General features: G+C 73.8%; 25 protein-coding genes. 6 read left to right on the top strand and 19 right to left on the bottom strand.

What is annotated here, in order from left to right:
- Together EAD89_RS21165 and EAD89_RS21170 are read right to left on the bottom strand one after the other, a co-directional pair.
- A partial coding sequence (locus EAD89_RS21165; protein WP_147458846.1) for an ABC transporter transmembrane domain-containing protein occupies window positions 1-1,027 on the bottom strand: 1,027 nt, incomplete at its 3' end.
- Between the two features lie 55 nt (window positions 1,028-1,082).
- Entirely contained in the window at window positions 1,083-2,966 is a 1,884-nt protein-coding gene (locus EAD89_RS21170; protein WP_121676946.1) for an ABC transporter ATP-binding protein, read from the bottom strand.
- 174 nt (window positions 2,967-3,140) lie between these two features.
- Between EAD89_RS21170 and EAD89_RS21175 the strand changes: the two genes are divergently transcribed.
- From EAD89_RS21175 to EAD89_RS21185, 3 genes are all read left to right on the top strand, one after another.
- Complete coding sequence (locus EAD89_RS21175) at window positions 3,141-3,770, top strand: TIGR03085 family metal-binding protein (protein WP_121676947.1); 630 nt, start codon at window positions 3,141-3,143, stop codon at window positions 3,768-3,770.
- Window positions 3,771-3,970: 200 nt separating this feature from the next.
- Entirely contained in the window at window positions 3,971-4,846 is an 876-nt protein-coding gene (locus EAD89_RS21180) for a terpene synthase (RefSeq protein ID WP_233578889.1), read from the top strand.
- A 137-nt stretch (window positions 4,847-4,983) separates the two neighbouring features.
- Window positions 4,984-6,810, top strand: coding sequence for a long-chain fatty acid--CoA ligase (locus EAD89_RS21185; RefSeq protein WP_121653613.1), 1,827 nt, complete (start codon window positions 4,984-4,986; stop codon window positions 6,808-6,810).
- A gap of 54 nt (window positions 6,811-6,864) precedes the next feature.
- Here the strand turns inward: EAD89_RS21185 and EAD89_RS21190 are convergent, their stop codons facing one another.
- From EAD89_RS21190 to EAD89_RS21200, 3 genes are all read right to left on the bottom strand, one after another.
- A complete protein-coding gene (locus tag EAD89_RS21190; protein WP_233578890.1) occupies window positions 6,865-8,178 on the bottom strand; it encodes a low temperature requirement protein A in 1,314 nt (437 codons plus the stop codon).
- 110 nt (window positions 8,179-8,288) lie between these two features.
- Window positions 8,289-9,527: a low temperature requirement protein A gene (locus EAD89_RS21195; protein WP_121676956.1), complete on the bottom strand. Its 1,239-nt coding sequence runs from the start codon at window positions 9,525-9,527 to the stop codon at window positions 8,289-8,291.
- A 137-nt stretch (window positions 9,528-9,664) separates the two neighbouring features.
- Window positions 9,665-11,122, bottom strand: a complete 1,458-nt coding sequence (locus EAD89_RS21200; protein ID WP_121676948.1) for a PLP-dependent aminotransferase family protein — start codon at window positions 11,120-11,122, stop codon at window positions 9,665-9,667.
- Between the two features lie 59 nt (window positions 11,123-11,181).
- Here EAD89_RS21200 and EAD89_RS21205 point away from each other — a divergent pair, with 59 nt between their 5' ends.
- The gene (locus EAD89_RS21205) at window positions 11,182-11,907 is read left to right on the top strand and encodes a YitT family protein (protein ID WP_121676949.1); all 726 of its coding nucleotides are present in this window, start codon (window positions 11,182-11,184) and stop codon (window positions 11,905-11,907) included.
- Window positions 11,908-12,009: 102 nt separating this feature from the next.
- On the top strand, window positions 12,010-12,471 hold the full coding sequence (locus tag EAD89_RS21210) for a hypothetical protein (protein ID WP_121653615.1): 462 nt from the start codon (window positions 12,010-12,012) through the stop codon (window positions 12,469-12,471).
- Between the two features lie 6 nt (window positions 12,472-12,477).
- Here the strand turns inward: EAD89_RS21210 and hisF are convergent, their stop codons facing one another.
- The 12 genes from hisF to hisD form a co-directional block, all read right to left on the bottom strand.
- On the bottom strand, window positions 12,478-13,245 hold the full coding sequence (gene hisF, locus EAD89_RS21215; protein ID WP_121676950.1) for an imidazole glycerol phosphate synthase subunit HisF: 768 nt from the start codon (window positions 13,243-13,245) through the stop codon (window positions 12,478-12,480).
- 73 nt (window positions 13,246-13,318) lie between these two features.
- Window positions 13,319-14,317, bottom strand: a complete 999-nt coding sequence (locus EAD89_RS21220) for an NADP-dependent oxidoreductase (protein WP_121653617.1) — start codon at window positions 14,315-14,317, stop codon at window positions 13,319-13,321.
- Between the two features lie 46 nt (window positions 14,318-14,363).
- Window positions 14,364-14,795 carry an organic hydroperoxide resistance protein gene (locus EAD89_RS21225; protein ID WP_121653629.1) on the bottom strand — a complete coding sequence of 144 codons (432 nt, stop codon included), beginning with the start codon at window positions 14,793-14,795 and terminating at the stop codon, window positions 14,364-14,366.
- 5 nt (window positions 14,796-14,800) lie between these two features.
- Window positions 14,801-15,247 (bottom strand): MarR family winged helix-turn-helix transcriptional regulator, encoded by a 447-nt coding sequence (locus EAD89_RS21230; RefSeq protein ID WP_121653618.1) that lies wholly within the window; start codon window positions 15,245-15,247, stop codon window positions 14,801-14,803.
- Window positions 15,248-15,348: 101 nt separating this feature from the next.
- Window positions 15,349-15,738, bottom strand: coding sequence for a RidA family protein (locus tag EAD89_RS21235; protein ID WP_121676951.1), 390 nt, complete (start codon window positions 15,736-15,738; stop codon window positions 15,349-15,351).
- A complete protein-coding gene (gene priA / locus EAD89_RS21240) occupies window positions 15,735-16,460 on the bottom strand; it encodes a bifunctional 1-(5-phosphoribosyl)-5-((5-phosphoribosylamino)methylideneamino)imidazole-4-carboxamide isomerase/phosphoribosylanthranilate isomerase PriA (RefSeq protein WP_121653620.1) in 726 nt (241 codons plus the stop codon). Before priA ends, EAD89_RS21235 begins: the two co-directional genes overlap by 4 nt.
- Before the next feature lie 13 nt (window positions 16,461-16,473).
- Window positions 16,474-16,797 carry a hypothetical protein gene (locus EAD89_RS21245; protein WP_121653621.1) on the bottom strand — a complete coding sequence of 108 codons (324 nt, stop codon included), beginning with the start codon at window positions 16,795-16,797 and terminating at the stop codon, window positions 16,474-16,476.
- A 39-nt stretch (window positions 16,798-16,836) separates the two neighbouring features.
- Window positions 16,837-17,469: an imidazole glycerol phosphate synthase subunit HisH gene (hisH, locus tag EAD89_RS21250; protein WP_121653622.1), complete on the bottom strand. Its 633-nt coding sequence runs from the start codon at window positions 17,467-17,469 to the stop codon at window positions 16,837-16,839.
- Window positions 17,466-17,639, bottom strand: coding sequence for a hypothetical protein (locus tag EAD89_RS30795; protein ID WP_199723348.1), 174 nt, complete (start codon window positions 17,637-17,639; stop codon window positions 17,466-17,468). The genes hisH and EAD89_RS30795 overlap by 4 nt, the downstream gene beginning before the upstream one ends.
- A gap of 58 nt (window positions 17,640-17,697) precedes the next feature.
- Window positions 17,698-18,309 (bottom strand): imidazoleglycerol-phosphate dehydratase HisB, encoded by a 612-nt coding sequence (hisB, locus tag EAD89_RS21255; protein WP_089019764.1) that lies wholly within the window; start codon window positions 18,307-18,309, stop codon window positions 17,698-17,700.
- Complete coding sequence (locus tag EAD89_RS21260; protein ID WP_121676952.1) at window positions 18,309-19,379, bottom strand: histidinol-phosphate transaminase; 1,071 nt, start codon at window positions 19,377-19,379, stop codon at window positions 18,309-18,311. Before EAD89_RS21260 ends, hisB begins: the two co-directional genes overlap by 1 nt.
- Window positions 19,376-20,698: a histidinol dehydrogenase gene (hisD, locus tag EAD89_RS21265; protein ID WP_121676953.1), complete on the bottom strand. Its 1,323-nt coding sequence runs from the start codon at window positions 20,696-20,698 to the stop codon at window positions 19,376-19,378. Before hisD ends, EAD89_RS21260 begins: the two co-directional genes overlap by 4 nt.
- 105 nt (window positions 20,699-20,803) lie before the next feature.
- Here hisD and EAD89_RS21270 point away from each other — a divergent pair, with 105 nt between their 5' ends.
- Window positions 20,804-21,511 carry an LON peptidase substrate-binding domain-containing protein gene (locus tag EAD89_RS21270; RefSeq protein ID WP_121653625.1) on the top strand — a complete coding sequence of 236 codons (708 nt, stop codon included), beginning with the start codon at window positions 20,804-20,806 and terminating at the stop codon, window positions 21,509-21,511.
- On the opposite strand, the gene EAD89_RS21275 is transcribed toward EAD89_RS21270, so the two are convergent.
- Together EAD89_RS21275 and EAD89_RS21280 are read right to left on the bottom strand one after the other, a co-directional pair.
- Complete coding sequence (locus EAD89_RS21275) at window positions 21,426-22,214, bottom strand: DUF2567 domain-containing protein (protein WP_121676954.1); 789 nt, start codon at window positions 22,212-22,214, stop codon at window positions 21,426-21,428. The two genes, EAD89_RS21270 and EAD89_RS21275, sit on opposite strands and share 86 nt — an antisense overlap.
- Before the next feature lie 82 nt (window positions 22,215-22,296).
- Window positions 22,297-23,250 (bottom strand): MinD/ParA family protein (locus EAD89_RS21280; protein ID WP_368666376.1); only part of this gene is annotated, 954 nt, incomplete at its 5' end.

Genomic DNA, 23,250 nt, shown 5'->3' on the forward strand with positions numbered 1-23,250 from the left:
GCCCCTGCTCCCCCGGGTCGGCCACGTCCGGGGCGACGTCCAGCACGTCGAGCACCCGCCGCCAGCCCGCGATCGCGTTCTGCGCCTCATTGAGCACCTCGGTGGCGATCTGCACCGGCTGGATGAAGAGCGTCACCAGGAAGAGGAACGCGGTCAACTGGCCGATCGACAGCGTGCCGTCCACCCCCAGCGTCACCCCGAGCACCACCACGCCGGCCAGCGCCAGCCCGGCGGCGAGCTCGCCGACCGAGCTGCCCACGATGCTGATCCGGATCGCCCGCTGCTGCGCCTGGCGCTGACTGTCGATGGCGTCGTCCAGCCGCCGCGCCGTGCGGCCCGCGATGCCGTACGCCCGGATCACCGGCGCGCCCACCACGCTCTCGCCGATCGCGCCGAGCAGCGTTCCGGTGCGCTGCCGCACCGTCGCGTACGCCACGCCGAGGCGGCGTTGCAGCTGCCGGATGATGAACACCGCCGGCAGGAACGCCACCAGCACCACCAGGGTCAACTGCCAGGAGTACGCCAGCATGACGATCGTGGTGACCACCAGCTGGCCGAGGTTGACCAGCAGGATCACCCCACCCCACTGGAGGAACTGGGTGATCTGGTCGACGTCGCTGGTCACCCGGGAGACCAGCGAGCCGCGCCGCTCCGACTGCTGGTGCAGCATCGACAGGTCGTGCACGTGCCGGAACGCCCGCGTCCGCACGTTGGCCAGCGCCGTCTCGCTGACGGTGAACAACCGGCGCATCATCAGGTAGCCGCAGATCGTGGTGACCGTGAGGATCGCGGCGGTGATCGCCACCACCGACCAGACCACGTCCAGGTTCAGACCACCGACGATGCCGCGGTCGATGCCCTGCTGCACGGCGACCGGCACGGCCACCCGGCCCACCATGTAGACCAGGGCCAGGGCCAGGGTGCCCGCCAGCCCGGTCCGCAGCTCCGGCGAGAGCGACAGCCCCCGGCGCAGGGTCTGCCAGGTCGTCTCCGCCCGCTCGTCCCGCTCGTCCGTCTTGACGCTCACCGGGCCGGCCTTTCGTTCGCGACTGCGGGGCTCCGCTGCGCTGCACTCCTCGCGCTCACCGGTCCACCTCGATCTCCAGGCCCGAGGGCAGCGGCGCGACCTCGTCCTCGTACGGACGCTCCTGCGCGCGGTCGACCTCCGCCTGCTCGTAGGCGGTCACCAGGTCGACGTACCCGGGCACGGTGGCCAGCAGCTCGGTGTGCGTGCCCCGGGCGATCACCCGCCCCTGCTCCACGTAGATGACCTCGTCGGCCAGTGCGATGGTGGCCCGGCGGTACGCCACCACCAGGATCGACGCGGCCGGCACCCCCGGTGCGCCCGCCGACGAGCGCAGACCGGCCAGGATGGCCGCCTCCACCCGGGGGTCCACCGCGCTAGTCGCGTCGTCGAGCACCAGCAGGCGCGGCCGGCCGGCCAGCGCGCGGGCCAGGGTGAGCCGCTGCCGCTGCCCGCCGGAGAGCGAGGTGCCCCGCTCGCCGACCATCGTGTCCAGGCCGTCGGGAAGCGCCGCGACGAACCCGTCCGCCTCGGCAAGCCGCAGCGCCGCCCAGACGTCCTCGTCGTCGATGCCCGGCCGGTCGAGGGCGATGTTGGCGCGGACCGTGTCGTCGAAGACGAACGGCACCTGGGCGACCAGGGCGACCGTGCCGGCCAGGGACGCGGCGGTCAGCTCGCGCATGTCCACCCCGTCCAGCGTGACGATGCCGGTGTCCGGGTCGACCAGGCGCACCGCCAGCGAGGCGATGGTGGACTTCCCGGCGCCGGTGGGCCCCACCAGGGCCACCGTCCGCCCGGCGGGCACCGTGAAGCCGACCTCGCCGAGCACCTGCGCGCCGGGCTGGTGCGCCTCGGCCGGCGGGTAGGAGAAGTGCACGTCGGTGAAGGTGAGGGTGGCCGGCCCCGGGGTGGCCGGGTCGAGCACCCGCTGCCCGTACGGCATCTCGCCGGTGGCGTCGAGCACCCGGCGGACCCGGTCCCAGCCGGCGACGCTGCGCGGCAGCTCGGCCAGCACCCAGCCGATGGCCCGCACCGGGAAGGCCAGCACGGTGAAGAGGAAGGCCACGCTGACCAGCTCGGTGACGCTGATCGCGCCCTGGCGCAGCCGGAACGCCCCGACGACCAGCACGGCCAGCGTGCCGAGGCTGGGCAGCGTCTCCAGCAGCGGATCGAAGACGCCGCGCAGCCGGCCGACCGCGATCAGCGCGTCGCGCAGCTCACCGGCCCGGCCGGCGAACCGGGCGGTCTCCTGGGCCTCCCGACCCATCGTCTTGACCACCAGGGCGCCGTCGAAGCTCTCGTGGGCGATGCCGCTGACCTCGGCGCGCAGCCGCTGCGCCCGGGCCTGGCGGGGTGCCATCCGGCGGGAGTAGATCACGTTGAGCGTGAACAGCGCGGGAAAGACCGCGAGGCCGACCAGGGCCAGCGCCCAGTCGGTGGCGAAGAGCGAGACGATCGCGCCGACCAGCATCACCAGCGTGCCGACCGCGAAGGGCAGCGGCGCGATCGGGTACCAGGCCGCCTCGACGTCGGAGTTGGCGTTGGAGAGCAGGGTGCCGGTGGCGTTGCGGTGGTGCCAGGACAGCGGCAGGTCCAGGTAGCGGCGGGTGACCCGGCGGCGGTAGGCCGCCTGGAGGCGGTACTGCATGTAGCCGGCGCCGAGCCGGCGGCCGAAGATGCCCACGACCCGCAGCACGCTGATGCCGAACAGGGCGGTCGCGGCCAGCACGAGGCTGCCGGTGGCCACCTCGCCCCGCGCGATGGCCGGCACCACCACGTCGCCGACGACCCCGCCGACCACGTACGCGCTGACGATGACCATCGAGCCGAACAGCACGCTGCCGACCACCGCCACCGTGAAGATCCGTGGCTGCTCCCGGATCGCCTGCCGGAGGACCCCCAGCCCCCGGCCGAGCACATCCCGACTTGTCCTGCTCGCCACGCTCTCCCCCGCCGTAAGCCACAAGTATCTCCCTCATCCTTACCGGTCCGGACCACCCCCGCCGACCCGGACCGCATATGTCGACCGTCACGTACTCCAGGGCGACGGGACGTGCCATGCCGAGCGCGGGTCCGCGGGCGGGCGCGGGCGGGCACGCGGGCCTACGATCGGGCCATGCCGCGGTACGCCCGAGCCGAGCGCGAGGCGCTGGCCGATCTCCTGCTGGCCCTCGGGCCGAACGCGCCGACGATCAACGAGGGCTGGGCGACCCGTGACCTCGCCGCGCACCTGGTGCTGCGGGAGCGGCGCCCGGACGCGGCCGGCGGGATCATGCTGGCCCCGTTGCGCGGGTACGCCGAACGGGTCCGTCGCCGCCTCGCCGCCCGGCCCTACGCCGACCTGGTGGCGCAGGTGCGCCGGCCGCCGGTGTGGAGCCCGGTCAGCAACCCGGTGACCGACGAACTGGCCAACACGCTGGAGTTCTTCATCCACCACGAGGACGTGCGGCGGGCCGGGTCCGGATGGCTGCCGCGCGAGCTGCCGCCCGGCCTGCAGGCCGCGCTCTGGAAGCGGGCCGCCCCGCTGGCCCGGCTGGCACTGCGCCGCTTTCCGGCGGACCTCTACGTCCAGGCGCCGGGGTACGGGAAGCTCTCCGTCGGCCGCGGCGGCGAGCCGCTGCGGGTGGTCGGCGCCCCGGCCGAGTTGGCTCTGTTCCTTTCCGGCCGGCAGCGGGTGGCCCGCGTCCAGCTGGACGGCCCGGCGGGGTCCGCACGGCTGCTGCGCAACGCCAGCCTGGGCATGTGACTGTCTGTGCCTGAACGGTCACGCGTCCTTTGTGGAAAGCGTCACTCCCAGCGATGTAGAACGATTCCTACTCCCGTACGCTTCACCGCGCCGTTCCGCGCCGGTGCGGCACGAGTGGGGGCGTTACTATGCGGACTTTCGCGATCTCGGCGCTGCGGGAGCCCCCGTTTCCCGCGGGGCGCCATGGGGCCACGGATCGGGTGGCGGGCGAGAGCGTCGAGTGGGCGCGCGCTTTCGGCCTGATCGATTCCAGCCATCGGGTCCACCGGTTGCAGCGGGCCGACGCCGCCGGCCTGGCCGGGCGGGCCTCCCCTGCCGGGTCGGCGGAGGGACTGCGGCTGCTCACCGACCTGATCTCCTGGCTCTTCGTCATGGACGACGCCTGCGACGAGGACGGCCTCGGCGCCGACCCGGGTCGGCTGGCGCCGGCGATCGGCACCCTTCTCGACGTGCTGGACCTCTCCGGTGACCCCGACGTCGTGCCGCCGGCCGTGGGGCCGCTGGGCGACGCGCTGCACGACCTGTGCCGCCGGATCCGGCTGCACGACCGCCCGGCGCTGCTGCTGCGCTTCGTCACCCAGGTACGGGAGTATCTGCTGGCGCTGCTCTGGGAGGCGACCAACCGGGAACGCCGACGGGTGCCCGAGGTGGCGGAGTACGTCCAGCTGCGCCGACACATCGGCGGAGCGCGCCCCTGCCTCACCCTGACCGAACTGGCGTCCGGGAAGCCGGCCGAGCCCGGTCGGCACGCCGACCCGGCGCTGGCCGCCCTGGACCTGGTGGCGGTGGACCTGATCTGCTGGTGCAACGACCTCTTCTCCTACGGCAAGGAGAGTCGGGCCGACCCGGACGCGCACAACCTGGTGACGGTGATCGCCCAGGAGACCGGAACGGACGAGCCGGGGGCGCTGCGGGCGGCGGCCGACCGGTTCAACCAGGGGCTGGCGGCGTACCTGACCGCGGAGGACGAGTTGCTGGCCAGAGGCGACGAGGGGTTGGGCTCGGCGCTCGCCGCCCGGCGCAACTGGATCCGGGCAACCTACGACTGGTCACTGGTGGCCGCCCGTTACGCCTGATTCGGCCCTACCGGTTGGCGGGACGGGACCCCGGACGATCACCAGGGCTAGCCGATGCCCGGGGACAGGCAATACCCTTCGGTAACCACCATGACGTGACGACCGTCACGCCACCACCCCCGAAGGCGGCTACAGCGATGGCTCTCGATGTCCCGTACCGCTCCATCCCGGACATGTTCCTCAAGCGCGTGGCGGCCACCCCCGACCGGCACGCGTTCGCCTCCCCGGCCCCGGACGACTCGGGCCCCGTCTGGCTGACCTGGGCGCAGGTCGGCGAGCGCGCCAAGGCGGTCGCCGCCGGTCTGCACAGCCTGGGCGTCGGCCAGGAGGATCCGGTCGCGATCCTCGCCAACACCCGCCTGGACTGGGTGATCGCCGACCTCGGCATCATGTGCGCCGGTGGCGCGACCACCACCGTCTATCCGACCACCGAGCCGGCGGACGCGACCTACATCATCGCCGACTCCGCTTCCAAGGTGCTGTTCGCGGAGAACCCGGGCCAGGCCGCCAAGATCGCCGGCGCCGACCTGCCCGCGCTGACCCACGTGGTGCTCCTCGACGGCGCCGCCGACGAGACCGCCGCGGTCCCCCAGCTCACCCTCGCCGACCTGGAGGAGCGGGGCAGCCGCGCGCTGGCCGCCGAGCCGGACCTGATCGACATGCTCGTGGCGGGGATCGGTCCGGACCACCTGGCCACCCTGATCTACACCTCCGGCACCACCGGTCGACCCAAGGGCGTCGAGCTGCTGCACGGCGGCTGGTGCTGGGAGGCCGTGGCGCAGGCCGAGGTCGGCCTGCTCCGCGACGACGACCTCCAGTACCTGTGGCTGCCGCTGGCCCACTCGTTCGGCAAGACGCTGCTCTGCGGCGCCATCCACGTCGGCCTGCCCACCTACGTCGACGGGCGGGTGGACAAGCTGGTCGACCTGCTCTCGGTGATCCGGCCGACGCTGATGTGCGGCGCTCCCCGGGTGTTCGAGAAGGTCTACAACAAGGCGGTGACCACCGCGCAGGGCGCCGGCGGCGCGAAGGCGAAGATCTTCGCCTGGGGCGTCCGGGTCGGCAAGGAGAAGGTGGCCCTGGAGCAGGCGGGCAAGCCGGTGCCGGGCGGGCTGAAGCTGCGCTACGGGCTGGCCGAGAAGCTGGTGTTCAGCAAGCTCCAGGCCCGCCTGGGCGGCCGGATGCGGGTGCTGGTCTCCGGCGCCGCTCCGCTCAGCCCGGAGATCGCCACCTTCTTCGCCGCCGCCAACCTGCCGATCTCCGAGGGCTACGGTCTCACCGAGACGAGCGCCGGCAACTTCGTCAACCCGCCGGCCGGGCTGCGGATCGGCACGGTGGGCCGGGCGATGGGCGACCTGGAGTGCCGCATCGACACCGACGGGGAGATCCTGGTCCGCGGCCGGCCGGTGATGCGCGGCTACCACAACCTGCCGGAGGAGACCGCCGCCGCGTTCACCGAGGACGGCTTCTTCCGCACCGGCGACATCGGCAGCCTCGACGAGCAGGGCTACCTGCGGATCACCGACCGGAAGAAGGACCTGGTCAAGACCTCGGGCGGCAAGTACATCGCGCCCTCGCACATCGAGGGGATGTTCAAGGCGATCTGCCCGTACACCTCGCAGGCGGTCGTCGTCGGGCAGGCCCGCAACTTCTGCACGATGCTGGTCACGCTCGACCCGGACGCGATCCGGGGCTGGGTGGCCGGCGGCCCGCTGGAGGGCCGCGACTACTCGGAGATCGTCGCCTCGCCGGAGGCCAAGGCGATGGTCGAGGAGTACGTCGCCCAGCTCAACGCCAAGCTCAACCGCTGGGAGACGATCAAGAAGGTGGCGATCCTGCCGCGCGACCTGACCATCGAGCACGGCGAGATCACGCCGTCGCTGAAGATCAAGCGACGCGGTGTGGAGAGCAACTTCGCCGCCGAGATCGACAAGATGTACGCCGGCACCCTCGCCGAACTCTGAGCCGACCTCGCACGCCGGCGGCCCCGCACCCACCAGGGTTCGGGGCCGCCGGCGTCACAGGTGCTCCCCACGCCAGTGCGTCTGGTCGGCCTCGGCGGCGAGCTGCTCGGTCAGCGCCACCTCGCGCACCTGCCGGCGCAGCGGCGCGTCCGCCATTGTCTGCACCGCCGTCAGCGCCAGCACGAGCAGGCTGAGCAGCCCCAGTGCGACCAGCTCCGGCAGCCGGGCCGCGACGGGCACCAGCACCACGAGCAGCCCCACGGCCACGGTCGTCGGCCACCGCGGCCTGCCGAGCCCGCGCCACCCGAGGGCCACCAGCGCCAGCAGGTACAGGGCCACCCCGCCGTGGAGGACCAGCAGGTCGAAGCCGGGCAGCGGCAGACCCCAGGCCGGCGTGGACGGGTCCGCCGCTTCGTCGAGCAGCCCCTTGAGACCCAGCGCGAACAGAATCGTCCCGGCCACCAGCGGCAGGTGCAGGTAGGTGTACGTGTTCCTGGCCAGCGCGCGGCGCGTGGCCGGATCCCGGGTGCGGTGCAGTCTCTGCTCCAGGGCCAGGGCGAGGGTGTCGAAGTACGCCCACCACAGCGCGGCGACCACGGCGACGCCCATCACCGCCGCGGCGATCACCGACCAGGTCAACGGCAGGCCGCTGATGAACCCGGGGCCCAACCCGAGCGAGATGATCGACTCACCGAGCGCGACCAGGACGATCAGCGCGTGCCGCTCGGCCCAGTGGCCGGCCGAGACGAGCGTCCACCCGCTGCCGCCCAGCGCGAGGCCGAAGCCGTACTCGACGGCGATGGCGACCAGCCACAGCGCCAGGTAGATGCTGATCATGATCGGCACGTCGAACAGTCGCAGCGGCAGCAGCGCGGCGCTGATGATGAGCCCGGTGGTGATCAGCGCCGGCACGGCGAGCAGCAGCCATCGGCGACGCAGCTGCGGGTCGCCCCGGACCACCCAGCCGAAGATCCCGACCTGGGAGGCACGAACCAGGAGGTAGCAGACCGCGAAGACCAGCGGGCCGTTCAGACCGCCGGGCTCGTCACGGAAGGCCTGCGGGATGCTCAGCGCGAAGACGAACGCCGCGGCCGTGGTGGCGAACCCGACCACCGGGACGATCCCCTGGTCGGTGCGGACGACGTTGCCGAAGGCGGCGAAGCCGGTCCAGCACCACCAGAGCAGGGCCAGCACCAGCAGGCAACGGACCAACCCGCCCACGTTCGGGCTGGCCGCGGTCAGCGTGGTGACATTGAGGAAGGCGAAAACGAAGACGAGGTCGTAGAAGAGCTCCAGCCGGGTGGTGCGGGAGCCGGGAGCGCTCGGCCGGATCCCCCGCGACCATCGGACCCCGCCGGCACTGCCCACCTCGGCAGTCTCTCAGCCGGCGCCGACCGGCAGGGCCGATCGGCCGACCTCGGCGGCCGGCGCACCGCACCGCCGTGTCGCGCCGCGCACCGGCGCGCCGCCTGCTCCGGTCAGTGGCCCGGAGCCGCGCCCGCGCCGTGCTCGGCGAGGAACGAGTCGCGTAGCTCGCGGCGGGCCGCCCCGAACAGCCGCACCTCGGCGACGACCATTCCGACACAGACGGCCGCCAGCAGGCCCAACGCGGCCAGCGCCGGCAGGTGGCCGGCAACCGGCAGCAGCGCCACCAGCAGCAGCACCGTCGCCACTCGGGGCCAGTTGACCGAGCGCATGTTGCGCAGCCGGAAGCCGAGGTGGCCGAGCAGGTAGAGGATCACGCCGCCGTACAGGGCCAGCAGGCCCAGCCCGTGCAGCGGGGCGCTCAGCTCGTGCTCGGTGCCGTCGCCCACGTACGCCAGCACCTTCTTGAACCCGAGGGCGAGCAGGATGATGCCGGCCACCATCGGCAGGTGCAGATAGGTGTAGGAGTCGCGGCCGAGCGCGGCGCGGGCGGTGCCCTCGGCCCGGTGGAGCACCAGCTCGGCGGCGATGGAGACCACGTCGAAGTACGCCCACCAGAGCGCGGCGGTGATCGCGATGGCCAGCACCGAGGCGGCGATGATCGGCCAGGAGATGGGCAGCGCGGTGACGCCCACGCCGATGGCCACCAGCGACTCGCCGAGCGCGATGATGATGATCAGGCCGTGCCGTTCGGTCCAGTGCGCGGCGGAGAAGATCCGCCAGCCCTGCGACCCGATCGCCATGATCCCGCCGTAGTCGACGACCAACGCGAGCACCCAGAGAGCCGTGCGGATCGCCTCGACGTGCTGCGGCGAGTCGGTCAGCCGTTGCGGCGCCAGCGCGGCGGAGAAGAGCAGCAGCGCCCCGGCGAGCATCGGCAGGGCGGCGCGCAGCAGTTGGCGGCGCAGCCCGGCGTCCGCGCGCGCGGCGAAGAAGTAGAGGACCAGGTGCAGCACGCGGACGACCAGGTAGCAGGTGGCGAAGACCACCGGCCCGGAGAGCCCGCCGGGCAGGTCGTCGAAGGCCTCCGGGATGGTCACGGCGACCACGAACATCGTCGCCATGACGGCGAACAGCACCACCCGCACGAGACCCTCGTCGGCCCGCACGGTGTTGCCCAACCAGGCGTAGCAGCACCAGCACCACCAGAGCAGGGCCAGCACCAGCACGCCCCGCAGCAGGCCGCGCCCGGTGAGGTCGTCCGCCATCAGCGCGGTCACCTGGGTGAGCGCGTAGACGAAGACCAGGTCGAAGAAGAGCTCCAGCGGGGTCACCGTGGACCCCTCGGTCATCACCCGCATCCGCGGCGCCCGCCGCGTCGTACCGCCATTGGCCACGGCGGACAGTCTCGCAGCCGGCGCGGTCCCGGTGGGTCCCGTGACGACGAGCGCCGTCGATCCATCCGCACCGGCGGGTCGTGCGGCGCGGTTCAGGCGATGACGGCGGGCTCCCGCCACCGCTGCCGACCGGTCCGGTCCAGGTCGTAGCGGACCGCCGCGATCCGCCCGACGGCCTCGACCAGTTCCGCGGCGGGCAGCGTGAACGGCAGCCGCAGGAAGCGCTCCAGGGTGCCGTCCAGGCCGAACCGGGGGCCGGGCGCCAGCCGGACGCCGACGTCCTCGGCGGCCCGGGCCAGCGCGCTGGAGACCGGGCCGTCCAGTTCGGCCCAGAGCGTCACGCCGCCGCGCGGCACGGTGACCCGCCAGTCCGGCAGCCGCTGCGCCAGCGCCCCGAGCAGCGCGTCACGCTGGGCGGCGAGCTGGGTACGGCGGTCCGCGACGATGGCCGGCGCGTCGGCGAGCAGCTGCACGGCGACGAGTTGGTCCAGCACCGGGCTGGCCATGTCCACGCCGACCCGGACGGCGGCCAGCCGCTGCACCTGCGGCGCGGAGGCGCGTACCCACCCGATCCGCAGGCCACCCCAGTACGGCTTGCTCATCCCGCCGATGCTGACCACCCGGCTGTGCCGGTCGAAGGTGGCCGTCGGCGGGGGCAGCTCGGTGCCGTCCAGCGGCAGGTCCACGAAGGACTCGTCGATGATCAGGTCGGTGCCGACGGCGTGGGCGGCGGCCACCACGTGCTCGCGCAGCGACGCCGGCATCAGGTGCCCGGTCGGGTTCTGGAACTCCGGGATCAGGTAGGCCAGCTTGGGGCGGGTCTGCCGAAGGCTGCCGAGCAGCAGGTCGGACTCCCAGCCGCCGGCGTCGGCGGCCAGGCCGTGCGTGGTGATGCGGGCGCGCCGGCCGGCCAGCGCGGCGAGCGCGTTGGGGTAGGTCGGTGACTCGACCAGCACGCTGCCGCCCGGGGCCAGGGCGAGTCGCAGCACCAGGTCCAGCGCGTGCTGGGTGCCGCTGGTGACCATGATCTGGTCGGCCGAGGTGGGCAGGCCCCGGGCGGTGTACCCGTCGGCCACCGCCTCGCGCAGCTCGATGATCCCGGTCGGGTGGTAGCCGGCTCCGCCCAGGTAGCGGGGCAGGTCCTCGGCGGCAGCGCGGGCGGCCGTCAGGAGTTGCGGCGGGGCGGCCAGCGCGGCGACGCCGAGGTCGATCATCTCCCGGTCGTCCAGCGGGGTCCAGAGCCCGGTGCTGGCCACCCGGTGGTTGCCGGGCAGCATGGTCCAGCTGCCGGCGCCCCGGCGGCTGGCCAGGTGCCCGGTCTCGCGCAGTTCCCGGTACGCGGCGGTGACCGTGGTCCGGCTGATCCGCAGCGCCTCGGCCAGCTCCCGTTCCGCGGGCAGGCGGACGCCCAGCGGCAGCCGGCCGTCGGCGAGCAGCCCGCGTACCGCGCCGGCCAGGGCGGCGTAGTCGGGGCTGCGGCGGCGACCCGGCAGGGCGTGCCACTGCCCGAGCAGCCGAGCCAATTGGCTGCCCCGCACCTGACCGGTCATGGCCACTCCTCGGATATTGGCTTCTTCCTCCGGGAGGATTGGCACCTAGGGTGGCATGCATGGCACTGATTGGCAATCTGCGGCACCGGCCGGCGCGACGGCTGGTCCAGCTCTACGCCGGCCTGACCCTGTACGGGATCAGCATGGCTCTGATGGTCCGCTCCGACCTGGGCCTCGACCCGTGGGACGTGTTCCACCAGGGGTTGTCCGAGCTGACCGAGCTCTCCATCGGCACGGTCACCATCGGGGTCGGCGCGCTGGTGCTGCTGCTCTGGATCCCGCTACGGCAACGCCCCGGCCTCGGCACGATCAGCAACGTGGTGGTGATCGGCCTGGTGGTGGACGCCACACTGGCCCTCCTGCCGGCCGGTGGCCCGCTCGGCGTACGCATCGCGCTGTTGATCACCGGGATCGTCGCCAACGGCGCCGCCACCGGTCTCTACCTCGGCGCCCGGCTGGGCCCCGGCCCACGCGACGGGCTGATGACCGGTTTCGTGGCCCGCCGACCCGGCCGGTCGATCCGGCTGGTGCGCACGGTCATCGAGGTCTTCGTGCTGGCGCTGGGCTGGCTGCTCGGCGGCACGGTCGGCCTGGGCACCGTCGCGTACGCGTTGGCCATCGGCCCGCTGGCGCAGCTCTTCATCCCGCTGTTCGCGGTGCCCGAACCACGCGCCACCGCGCCCGAACCGCGCACCACCGCGCCCGAAGCGCACTCCACCAAGTCCGACCCCACGGACGCCCCGCCCGCGCCGGGAGCCGTCGCGCCGGTGACCCCGGCCGGCTGAGCGTTCACCCACGGTCCGCGCACCGGCACGCGGCGGTGGTCCCGGCGAGCCGGATGGTGGGTGGGTGTTCCCTTCCGCGACGCTCGCCGTCATCATCTCTGCATGGGGGAGAACGGTTGGCGCTGGACCGACGCCTGGATCTTCGTGTCGCTGGTGATCGCGAGCGGGGCCGGGCGGCACCGTCGGTCCGCGACCAGCCGCCGGCCGGAGGGCGTCCGCCTGACCGACGTGCTCTCCACCGCCGACCACCTCAACCACGCGATCCCGCAACGGCACGAGGTGGAGGCCGCGGTCCGGCGGCTGGTCGGCGCCGGGCTGGTCAGCGTCGCCGACGGCTGGTTCCGGATCACCGCAGAGGGCGAGCAGCTCTGGCGCTCCCGGCCGCGCGCCGGGGTGGCGACCATGGTGGACACCGTGCAGGGCGTGCTGAGCCGCCGGCACGCGCCGGGCAGCGCCGAGTGGAACCTGGACGAGGCCGACCACGCGGCGGCCGTCCAGGAGTACGCGGTCCGCTCGATTCCCACACCCCGGCGTTCACCGGAGGGGCACTCCGGCGGGCACTGACCGGGCTCAGCGCACCGGGTGGCCGCTGCGGCGCAGCGCGTCCTTGACCTCGGCCACGGTCAGCTCGCCGAAGTGGAAGACGCTGGCGGCGAGCACCGCATCCGCGCCGGCCCCGATCGCGGGCGCGAAGTGGGCCACCTCGCCGGCGCCACCGCTGGCCACGACCGGCACGTCCACCACCGCCCGCACCGCGCCGATCAGCTCCAGGTCGAAGCCCGCCTTGGTGCCGTCGGCGTCCATCGAGTTGAGCAGGATCTCCCCCGCGCCCAGCTCGGCGCCGCGCTGCGCCCAGTGCACCGCGTCGATCCCGGTGCCCCGCCGGCCGCCGTGCGTGGTGACCTCGAAGCCGCTGGGCGTGGCCCCGGCGGGGGCCCGGCGCACGTCGAGGGAGAGCACCAGCACCTGCCGGCCGAACCGGTCGGCGATCTCGGCGATCAACTCCGGCCGGGCGATGGCGGCGGTGTTCACGCCGACCTTGTCCGCGCCGGCACGCAGCAGCGTGTCCACGTCGGCGACCTGCCGGACGCCGCCGCCGACGGTCAGCGGGATGAACACCGACTCGGCGGTGCGGCGCACCACGTCGAGCATGGTGCCCCGGTCGCTGGAGGACGCGGTGACGTCGAGGAAGGTCAGCTCGTCCGCGCCGGCCCGGTCGTAGGCGGCGGCCAGTTCCACCGGGTCGCCGGCGTCACGCAGGTCGAGGAAGTTGACCCCCTTGACCACCCGCCCGGCGTCCACGTCCAGACAGGGGATCACCCGCACCGCCACCGTCATGCCGCGAGCCTATCCTCCGCACGCGGCACGGCGGTCGACCCGTTCGGGTCGACCGCCGTGCACGAGGTCGGACTCACACCCGCACGAGCATCTTGCCCAGGTTGTCGCCGCGCAGCAGGCCGAGGAACGCCGCCGGGGCGTTCTCGATGCCGTCCACGATCGTCTCGTCGTAGGAGAGCCGGCCCTCACGCAGCCAGCCGGCGACGTCGCGGACGAACGCCTCACGCACGTTGTTGTGGTCGCCGACCAGGAAGCCGCGCAGGGTGAGCCGCTTGCCGATGACCAGCGCCAGGTTGCGGGGTGCGGCCGGCGGCTCGGTGTCGTTGTACTGCGCGATCATTCCGCAGATGGCGGCGCGACCGTGCAGGTTCATGGCCGAGATCGCCGCCTCCAGGTGATCGCCGCCGACGTTGTCGAAGTAGACGTCGACGCCGTCCGGGGCGGCCGCCTTCAGCGAGTCGCGGACCGACCCGTCGTGGTAGTCGAAGGCGGCATCGAAGCCCAGCGCCCGCAGGCGCTCGACCTTGGCCGGCGATCCGGCGCTGCCGATGACCCGGCCGGCGCCCTTGAGCTTGGCGATCTGGCCGACCAGGCTGCCGACCGCGCCGGCCGCGGCGGAGACGAAGACCGTCTCGCCGGGCTTCATCGCGGCCACCTCCAGCAGCCCGGCGTACGCGGTCAGCCCGGTCATGCCGAGCACGCTGAGGTACGCGCTGGCCGGGGCCAGGTTCGGGTCGACCCGGCGGGCCGCGGCGGCGTCGAGCAGCGCGTACTCACGCCAGCCCAGCCCGTGCAGCACGGTGTCGCCGACGGCGACGTCCGCCGCCTCGCTGGCCACCACCTCGCCGATCGCGCCGCCGTCGAGCGGCGCGTCGAGCGCGTACGGCGGCACGTACGACTTGACGTCGTTCATCCGGCCCCGCATGTACGGGTCGACCGACACGTACTGGTTGCGAACCACGATCTGGCCCGGGCCGGGCGTCGGGACGTCGGTCTCGACGAGCCGGAAGTTCTCTTCGGTGGGCCAGCCCTGGGGGCGGCTGGCCAGGTGGATCTCACGGTTGCTGGTCACGGGGTGGTCGTCCTCTCGTCCGCGGTCGGGGCCTGGGTCCGCGACGTCACGCGGCCAGGGACTCGCGGACGGTCAGCGCGACCTCGATGTTGCCGCGGGTGGCGTTCGAGTACGGGCAGACCTGGTGGGCCTGCTCGACCAGCTGCTCGGCGGCGTCCCGGGGAACGGCGGGCAGGTCGACGACGAGCTGCACGGTGAGCCCGAACCCACCGCTGCCGTTCGGGCCGATGCCCACCTCGGCGGCGACGACCGAGCCGGTCACGTCGGCCTTGGCCCGGCGGGCGACCAGCCGCAGCGCGCCGTGGAAGCAGGCGGCGTAGCCGGCGGCGAAGAGCTGCTCGGGGTTCGCGGCGCCACCGGCGCCACCCATCTCCTTCGGCACGGCCAGGTCGAGCGTGAACGTGCCGTCGGACGTCTCGACGTGGCCGTCCCGGCCGTCGCCGCTGGCCGTGGCGGATGCGGTGTAGAGCACCTGCATGATGGTCACTGCTCCTTCTGTCGGTGGATGGTGTCGGTGACCCGGGTGAGGGTGTCGCGCAGCGCGACCAGGTCGGCGAGGTCGAGCCCGGTGGCCCGGGCGATCCGCAGCGGGATCTCGTCCACCTGCTGCCGCAGCGCCCGGCCCTGCTCGGTGAGGCCGACCTCGACCCGCCGCTCGTCGCGCGCCGACCGCCGCCGCACCACCAGACCCGCCCCCTCCAGCCGCTTGAGCAGCGGCGAGAGGGTGCCGGAGTCCAGCCGCAGCTCGGCGCCCAGCTCGGAGACCGTGGGGGCGTCGTCGGGGCGCTCCCAGAGCACCAGCAGCACCAGGTACTGCGGGTAGGTCAGCCCGAACTGGTCGAGGATCGGCCGGTAGACGTCGGTCAGGGCGCGCGACGCGGCGTAGAGCGCGAAGCACACCTGCCGGCGCAGCACCAGGTCATCGGTCACCGTTGAACCGTAGCCCGCAATTAGATTGTGCACAACCGATCGGGCCGGAAAACAACCATGACGGCGGTCACCGCCCGACCCCGCACACCGCCGAGCCCGCCTCAGCGGTCGGCCAGGTACGCCTCCAACTCCACCTCGACCAGGTGCTCCGGATCCAACAGGCCGGCCACCACCACCAGCGTCGCCGCCGGTCGGACCGCGCCGAAGATCGCGTTGTGCGCCCGGCCCACCTCGTCGGCGTGCAGCCGGTCCGTCACGTACAACCGGGTCCGCACCACGTCGCCCGGCTCCGCGCCCACCTCGGCGAGAGCGGCCAGCCCGATCCGCAACGCCTGCGCGGTCTGCGCGGCCGCGTCCCCGACGTGCACCACCCGGCCGTCCACCGTGGCCGTGCAGCCGGCCGTCCACGCCCGGTCGCCGGCCCGGACCACCCGCGAGTAGCCGTACCGCTGCTCCCACGGCCCGCCCGAGCCGAGCCGCGTGACCGTCACGCCTCGGCCAACGTCCGCAGCGCCTCGGCCACCGTGAAGGCGCCCGCGTACAGCGCCTTGCCGGCGATCACACCCTCCACCCCGAGCGGCTCCAGGGAGGCCAGCGCCCGCAGGTCGTCCAGCGTGGACACGCCACCGGAGGCGATCACCGGGGCGTCGGTGTGGCCGCACACCTCGCGCAGCAGGTCCAGGTTCGGCCCCCGCATGGTGCCGTCCTTGGTGATGTCGGTGACCACGTACCGGCTGGCGCCCGCCTTGTCCAACCGCTCCAGCACCTCGTACAGGTCACCGCCGTCGCGGGTCCAGCCACGCGCGGAGAGGGTACGGCCACGCACGTCCAGCCCGATGGCGACCCGGTCGCCGTACTCCCCGACCACCCGGTCGCACCAGACCGGGTCCTCCAGAGCAGCGGTGCCGATGTTCACCCGGGCCGCCCCGGTGCCCAGCGCCGCGCGCAGGGACTCGTCGTCCCGGATGCCACCGGAGAGCTCCACCTTCACGTCGAGCTGGCGCACCACCTCGGCGAGCAGGTGCGCGTTGGTGCCCCGGCCGAACGCCGCGTCCAGGTCGACCAGGTGGATCCACTCGGCGCCGTCGTGCTGCCAGGCCAGCGCGGCGTCCAACGGGTCGCCGTAGATGCTCTCGCTACCGACGGCGCCCTGCACGAGCCGGACGGCCCGGCCGTCGGCGACATCCACGGCGGGTAACAGGGTGAGGCTCACGTCTTCTCCTCGATCAGGTACGACGGTCCAGGGCGATCACCACGATCGCCGGCAGTACGAGCAGCAACAACACGATCAGCGCGATACGCAACGCCAGATCGTCGACGAACGTCCAGATCAGGATCAGCGCCGCCCCGGTGAGCAGCACGATCGCGGCACGCTCACCCCGGCTGTGCCGGGCCAGCCGACCGGACCGGCCCCGCCGAAGCTGCGGCGTCAACCGACGGACCACCGCCCGGCGACGCTGCCGGCGGGCCACCCGGCGCTGCCGGACCGCCCGCTCCCGAGCCTGCTCGGCCTCGCGTTCCGCCCGGCGCCGCGCCCGCTCCCGGCTCACCGCGACCCCCGCCGCGCGGACGCCGGGTGGCGACGACGCTCAGCCACCGCTGGGCAGTGTGGCGAGCCAGTTGCGCAGCAGCGCGGCACCGGTGTCGGCGGACTTCTCCGGATGGAACTGGGCCGCCGAGAGCGGGCCGCGCTCCACCGCGGCGACGAAGTCGGTGTCATGGTGGGCCGTGGTCACCGTGGCCCCGGCCGCGGCCAGCGCCGCCGGATCGCCCATCGCGTACGAGTGGACGAAGTAGAACCTGCTCTGCGCCGGCATGCCCGCGAAGAGCACCGAATCCCGGGGCGCCCGGACCGTGTTCCAGCCCATGTGCGGCAGCCGGGTGGCGGCCAGCCGGGTCACCCCGCCGGGCAGCAGACCCAGCCCCTTCGTCACCACACCGTGCTCGTCACCGTGCTCGAAGAGCACCTGCATGCCCACGCAGATGCCGAGCACCGGTCGGCCGGCGGCCACCCGCTCGGCGATCACCGGGCCGGCCCCGAGCGCCTCGATCCCGGCCATGCACGCCGCGTAGGCGCCCACCCCCGGCACCACCAGACCATCGGCGGCGGCCGCGGCGGCGAGGTCGTCGGTCACCCGTACGTCCGCGCCGGCGGCGGCCAGCGCCCGCTCGGCGGAACGCAGATTGCCTGAGCCGTAGTCGAGCACCACGACGCCGGTCACGAGCCCGACTCCGGAAGCAGCCAGAGCACCCCGCCGACGGTGGCCAACACGGCCAGGAGCGCCGTGACCACCACCGCGCTCTTCGGCGCGCCCTGCCGGTACAGCGACCAGACCCCACCCACCAGCACCCCGGCCAGGATCAGCAACAGCGTCGGCAACGCGGCACCCATCAGAGCCTCCTTTGATTCGCGACTGCGGGGCTCCGCTGCGCTGCACTCCTCGCGCTCATCAGAGAGCACCCTTCGTGCTGGGAATCGCGCCCGCCGCCCGCGGGTCGATCGCCGTGGCCTCGCGCAGCGCCCGGGAGACCGCCTTGAACTGCGCCTCCACCACGTGGTGCGCGTCCGGGTTGCCGCCCGGTCGGGCCGCCCGCAACACGTCGACGTGCAGGGTGATCCGGGCCGCCTGGCCGAAGGACTCCCAGATGTGCCGGGTCATGCTGGTCGGGTACACCGGGCCGATGTACGGCGCCAGCGCCGGCTCGTCGTGCACCACGTAGGGCCGGCCGGACAGGTCCACGGCGGCCCGGACCAGCACCTCGTCCATCGGGACGGTCGCCGAGCCGTACCGCCGGATGCCGGCCTTGTCGCCCAACGCCTGGTCGAACGCGGCGCCCAGGGCGAGCGCGGTGTCCTCCATGGTGTGGTGCGCGTCGATCTCCAGGTCGCCGACGGTGCGCACGGTCAGGTCGTAGCCGCCGTGCCGGGCGATCTGGTGCAGCATGTGGTCGTAGAAGCCGACACCGGTGCTGATCTCGGCCGTGCCGGTGCCGTCGAGGTCGATCTCGACGAGGACCTTGGTCTCCTTGGTGATCCGCTCCACCCGGGCGGTCCGGCTCATCAGATTGTCTCCATCACAGAAAGGAAGGCGTCGGTCTCGGCGGGGGTGCCGGCGGTGACCCGCAGCCAGCCGGGCAGGCCGACGTCCCGGACGAGCACCCCGCGCGCCAGCAGCGCCCGCCAGGCGGCGGTCTGGTCGCCGCCCACCTCGAAGAGCACGAAGTTGGCGTCGCTGTCGGCCACCCGCAGCCCGCGACCACGCAGCGTCGCCACGATCCGGTCCCGCTGCGCCATGATCGCGCTCACCGTACCGAGGAGGGCGTCGCGGTGGGCCAGTGCCGCGCGGGCGGCGGCCTGGGTCAGCGCCGAGAGGTGGTACGGCAGCCGGACCAGTTGCACCGCCTGCACCACCGCCGCGTCGGCGGCCAGGTAGCCCAGCCGCCCGCCGGCGAAGCCGAACGCCTTGCTCATCGTCCGGGTCACCACCAGCCGCGGGTGCCCGGGCAGCACCGCGAGGGCGCTGACCGTGCCGGGCCGGGCGAACTCGGCGTACGCCTCGTCGACCACCACCATGCCGGGCGCGGCGTCGAGGACCGCGGCGACCACCGCCGGGTCCAGTGCGGTGCCCGTGGGGTTGTTCGGCGAGCACAGGAAGACCACGTCGGGCCGGTGTTCGCGGACCTGGGCCACCGCCTCGTCCGCGGTCAGCCCGAAGTCGACGTCGCGCCGGGCGGGCACCCATCGAGTGCCGGTGCCGAGCGCCAGCAGCGGGTGCATCGAGTACGCCGGCACGAAGCCGAGCGCGCTGCGGCCCGGACCACCGAACGCCTGGAGCAGCTGCTGCTGGATCTCGTTGGAACCGTTGGCCGCCCACACCTGTTCGACGGTGAGCCCGTGCCCGAGGTACCCGGCCAGGTCGGCGCGGAGCGCCACCGCGTCCCGGTCCGGGTAGCGGTTCAGGTCGCGCAGCTCGGCCGCGAGCGCCTTGCCGATCGCGTCGGCCACCGGCTCCGGCACCGGGTAGGAGTTCTCGTTCGTGTTCAACCGCACCGGCACGTCCAGCTGCGGCGCGCCGTACGGCGACAGCCCGCGCAGGTCGTCACGGATCGGCAGATCCTCCAGGGCGCTCACGCCGATCCCCCCGGGAAGCGTGCCCGGACGGCCTGGCCGTGCGCGGGCAGGTCCTCCACGGTGGCCAGGGTGACCACGTGCGGAGCCACCTCGCGCAGCGCCGCCTGGGAGTACTCGATCAGGTGCACGCCGCGCAGGAAGGACTGCACGGACAGGCCCGACGAGTGCCGGGCGCAGCCGCCGGTGGGCAGCACGTGGTTGGAGCCGGCGCAGTAGTCGCCGAGCGACACCGGCGACCAGGCGCCCACGAAGATCGCTCCGGCGTTGCGCACCCGCAACGCCCACTCGCGGGCGTCGACGGTCTGGATCTCCAGGTGCTCGGCCGCGTACGCGTCGACCACCCGCAGCCCGGCCTCGAGGTCGTCGACCAGGACCACGCCGCTCTGCTCACCGGTCAGCGCGGTGGTCACCCGCTCGGTGTGCTTGGTCGCCGGCACCTGCCGGGCCAGCTCCCGCTCGACCGCCTCGACCAGCGCCAGCGACGGCGTGACCAGCACGCTCGCGGCGAGCGGGTCGTGCTCGGCCTGGCTGATCAGGTCGGCGGCGACGTGCGCCGGGTCGGCGGTGTCGTCGGCCAGAATGGCGATCTCGGTCGGCCCGGCCTCCGCGTCGATGCCGACGACGCCCCGCAGCAGCCGCTTGGCGGCGGTCACCCAGATGTTGCCCGGCCCGGTGACGAGGTCGACCGGTTCGCAGCGCGCGTCGCCCGCCGGATCCACCGCCGCCCCGTACGCCAGCATCGCCACCGCCTGGGCGCCGCCCACGGCGTAGACCTCGTCGACGCCGAGCAGCGCGCACGCGGCGAGCACCCGCGGGTCGGGCAGGCCGCCGTTGTCCTTCTGCGGGGGGCTCACCACCACCAGCGAGCGCACCCCGGCCGCCTGGGCCGGCACCACGTTCATCACGACGGTCGACGGGTACATGGCCAGCCCACCGGGGACGTAGAGACCGACCCGGTCGACCGGCAGCCACCGCTCGGTGACCGTGCCGCCCGGCACCACCTGGGTGGTGTGCTCGGTACGCCGCTGGTCAGCGTGCACCCGGCGGGCGCGGCTGATCGACTCCAGCAGCGCCGCGCGCACGTCCGGATCGAGCACCCCCTCGGCCTCGGCGATCGCCTCGACCGGCACCCGCAACACGTCCGGGGAGACGCCGTCGAACCGCTCACTGGCCTCCCGGATCGCCGGGTACCCATGCTCCCGGACCGCCTCCACGAGCGGCCGGATCCGCTCGACGGCAACCGACACGTCGAGCTGGGCGCGGGGCAGCAGGCGGCGCGGGTCACCGAGACCATTGCGCAGGTCGATCCGATTCAGCACCCTTGCGAGTCTAGGCGGCCGGGCCGGAGCGCACCCGAACCGCCCGGCCGCCGGGACGGTGAGCCGGGCCACGCCGACGTGGGCGAGATTGGCTAGGCTCCAGCTGTGACCGCACGGCTGCCGGTGTTCCCGCTCGCAACGGTGCTCTTTCCCGGGTTGGTGCTGCCACTGCACATCTTCGAGGAGCGCTACCGGGCGTTGGTCCGGCACCTGGTCGACCTGCCCGAGGGCGCCTCCCGCGAGTTCGGCGTGGTCGCCATCCAGGCCGGCTGGGAGGTCGCGCCGGCCGGTCCCGGCGCCCGGCACACGCCCGCCGGCAGTGGCGAGGTCACCCTGCACGAGGTGGGCTGCACCGCCGAGCTGCGCCAGGTGACCGAGCTGGCCGACGGTGGCTTCGACATCGTGACGGTCGGCCGGCGCCGGTTCCGGATCGCCGAGGTCGACGAGAGCTCCGCGCCGTACCTGACGGCGGACGTCGAGTGGCTGCCCGAGCCGGCCGGGCCGGACGAGGTGGCCGACCTGCTGGCGGCCCGGGTGATCGCGGTGTTCCGGCAGTACCTCGGCCTGGTCCGGTCCGACCCGGAGGAGATCTCCGAGCAGCTCCCGGAGGACCCGACCGTGCTCTCCCACCTGGTGGCGGCGACCGCGGCGCTGACCGTCGACGACCGGCAGCGGCTGTTGGCGATCGACGACACCGCCGCCCGGCTCCGCGCCGAGCTGCGGCTGCTCAACCGCGAGGCGGCTCTGCTGCGCCAGGTGCGGGCGGTTCCGGTGCCGCTGGCGGAGCTGGCGTCCCCGCCGACACCCAACTGAACGCGGTCGGGTCGGGCTCCGGCTCGGGGCGCAGCGACGGCCAGCGCGACCAGCCGGCCAGCAGGGTGTACGTGATGGCGGCGCCGAACGCCGGCAGCAGCAGGTTGCCGTGCGGCACCGGCAGCACCCCGAGCAGCCAGTCGACGCCGCCGGCCCGCAGGTCGGCGGGTTTGGTGAAGGCCTGGCCGGCCGGGGCGGTGTCCAGCAGCCGGTCGAAGGTGGCCAGGCCGATCCGCCGCCCCACCTGCCAGGCCACCGGCGCGGCGGCCAGCGCGCCCAGCACGACGGCGACCAGGCCGACGGGACCGCGCCGCCGGCGCAGCACGAACCACAGGGCGAGCGCCGCCAGCACCCCGAAGGCGAGCCCGAGGAGACTGAACCAGCCGTCCGCGGCGATCGGCTGCTCCGGCTGCGGCTCGGCGTAGATCGCGCCCTCGGCGGTCTTGAGCACCGGGGTGTCGGGCGCCAGCGCGGCCCAGAGCAGGCCGAGCGGCGCACCCAGCACGGCCAGCGCGAGCACGACGCCGGCCACGGTCGCCCCGGTCCGCGCCCGCGCGCGCGGCGGATCGGCCGGGCCGGGGTGGGCGACCACCTCCGGCGGCCCCCCGCCGGGACGCTCGTCCGGGAGCGGGTCGGCCGGTGGTGCGGACGGCTCGTCGCCGGGCGGCGTGGGCCGGTCGGATTCGGGGCTGTCGGGGTTCACCCGATGATCCTCTCAGCTCGCCGTCCGGGCCGTGCAGGGTCATCGGCGCTCCCGCCCGATGACGTGACCGCACCGCCTCCGGTCACCGGGCGAACGGCTCCACCATGACCGAGGCGGCGCGCAGCCACGCCTGCCGGGTCTCCGGCTGGAGCTGGTGGTACTCGATCGACGACCCGGTCTCGAGCGCCGGGTCGTAGGGCACCACGGCCACCGCGCGGGTACGGGTGGCGAAGTGCCGCTCCAGGTCGTCCTGGAGCGCGGAGCGGCCCGGCGTGGGGCAGGAGATCAGGGTGATCGCGTTGTCGGCCAGCTCTCCCATGCCCTCCTCGTGCAGCAGGTCGAGCATCCAGTCGGCGCTGAACGCCGCGTCCTCGCGAGGCACGGTGGTCACCACCAGCTGGTCGGCGGCCTGCATCACCGTGCGCCAGTTGGCGCTCTCCACGTTGTTGCCGGTGTCCACGCAGACCACCTCGTGGGTACGCCGCAGCAGCTCCAGCACCCGCCGGACGGTGAACTGGTCCAGCCGTTGGGCGAAGCGCGGGCTCTCCTCGCCGGCGAGCACGTCGTACGAGCCGTCGGAGGCGTGCCGCAGGAAGTCGTCCAGCCGCTCCAGCAGGGTCGCGCCCTCCAGGATCTCGATCTGGGCCAGCTCGCTGATCAGGTGACGGATGGTGCGGGCGTGCCGGGCGCTGCCGGCGCGCAGCCCGAGGGTGCCGCGCAGCTCGTTGTCGTCCCAGGCCAGCACACCCCGCCCGCGTACGCTCCCGACCGTGGCCGCCGCGAGCACGGTCGCGGTGGTCTTGTGCACCCCGCCCTTGGGGTTTGCGAACGCGAACACCCGCGGGGTGCCGAGGTCGCGGCGGAGCACCCCGGTGGCCCGCTCCACCTCCTGGTCGACGCCCTGCGGACGCCACTCGATGCGCGGCGGGTAGCCCCGCTCGGCAATGGCCGAGCCGACCGGCGGAGCGGGTGCCGAGCCGACCGGCGGGGCGGGCGCCGAACCGATCGGCGGAGCGGGCGGCGGAACGACCGGTGG

The sequence above is a fragment of the Micromonospora sp. BL4 genome (assembly GCF_003667505.1).
Classification (GTDB): Bacteria; Actinomycetota; Actinomycetes; order Mycobacteriales; family Micromonosporaceae; genus Micromonospora.

What these genes read in the sequence shown, in the direction of transcription:
- EAD89_RS21175 (WP_121676947.1), top strand. Translation starts at nt 3,141, where the DNA reads ATGCCGCGGTACGCCCGAGCCGAGCGCGAGGCGCTGGCCGATCTCCTG.
- EAD89_RS21185 (WP_121653613.1), top strand. Translation starts at nt 4,984, where the DNA reads ATGGCTCTCGATGTCCCGTACCGCTCCATCCCGGACATGTTCCTCAAG.
- EAD89_RS21195 (WP_121676956.1), bottom strand. Translation starts at nt 9,527, where the DNA reads ATGACCGAGGGGTCCACGGTGACCCCGCTGGAGCTCTTCTTCGACCTG.
- EAD89_RS21200 (WP_121676948.1), bottom strand. Translation starts at nt 11,122, where the DNA reads ATGACCGGTCAGGTGCGGGGCAGCCAATTGGCTCGGCTGCTCGGGCAG.
- EAD89_RS21205 (WP_121676949.1), top strand. Translation starts at nt 11,182, where the DNA reads ATGGCACTGATTGGCAATCTGCGGCACCGGCCGGCGCGACGGCTGGTC.
- EAD89_RS21210 (WP_121653615.1), top strand. Translation starts at nt 12,010, where the DNA reads ATGGGGGAGAACGGTTGGCGCTGGACCGACGCCTGGATCTTCGTGTCG.
- hisF (WP_121676950.1), bottom strand. Translation starts at nt 13,245, where the DNA reads ATGACGGTGGCGGTGCGGGTGATCCCCTGTCTGGACGTGGACGCCGGG.
- EAD89_RS21225 (WP_121653629.1), bottom strand. Translation starts at nt 14,795, where the DNA reads ATGCAGGTGCTCTACACCGCATCCGCCACGGCCAGCGGCGACGGCCGG.
- EAD89_RS30795 (WP_199723348.1), bottom strand. Translation starts at nt 17,639, where the DNA reads ATGGGTGCCGCGTTGCCGACGCTGTTGCTGATCCTGGCCGGGGTGCTG.
- hisB (WP_089019764.1), bottom strand. Translation starts at nt 18,309, where the DNA reads ATGAGCCGGACCGCCCGGGTGGAGCGGATCACCAAGGAGACCAAGGTC.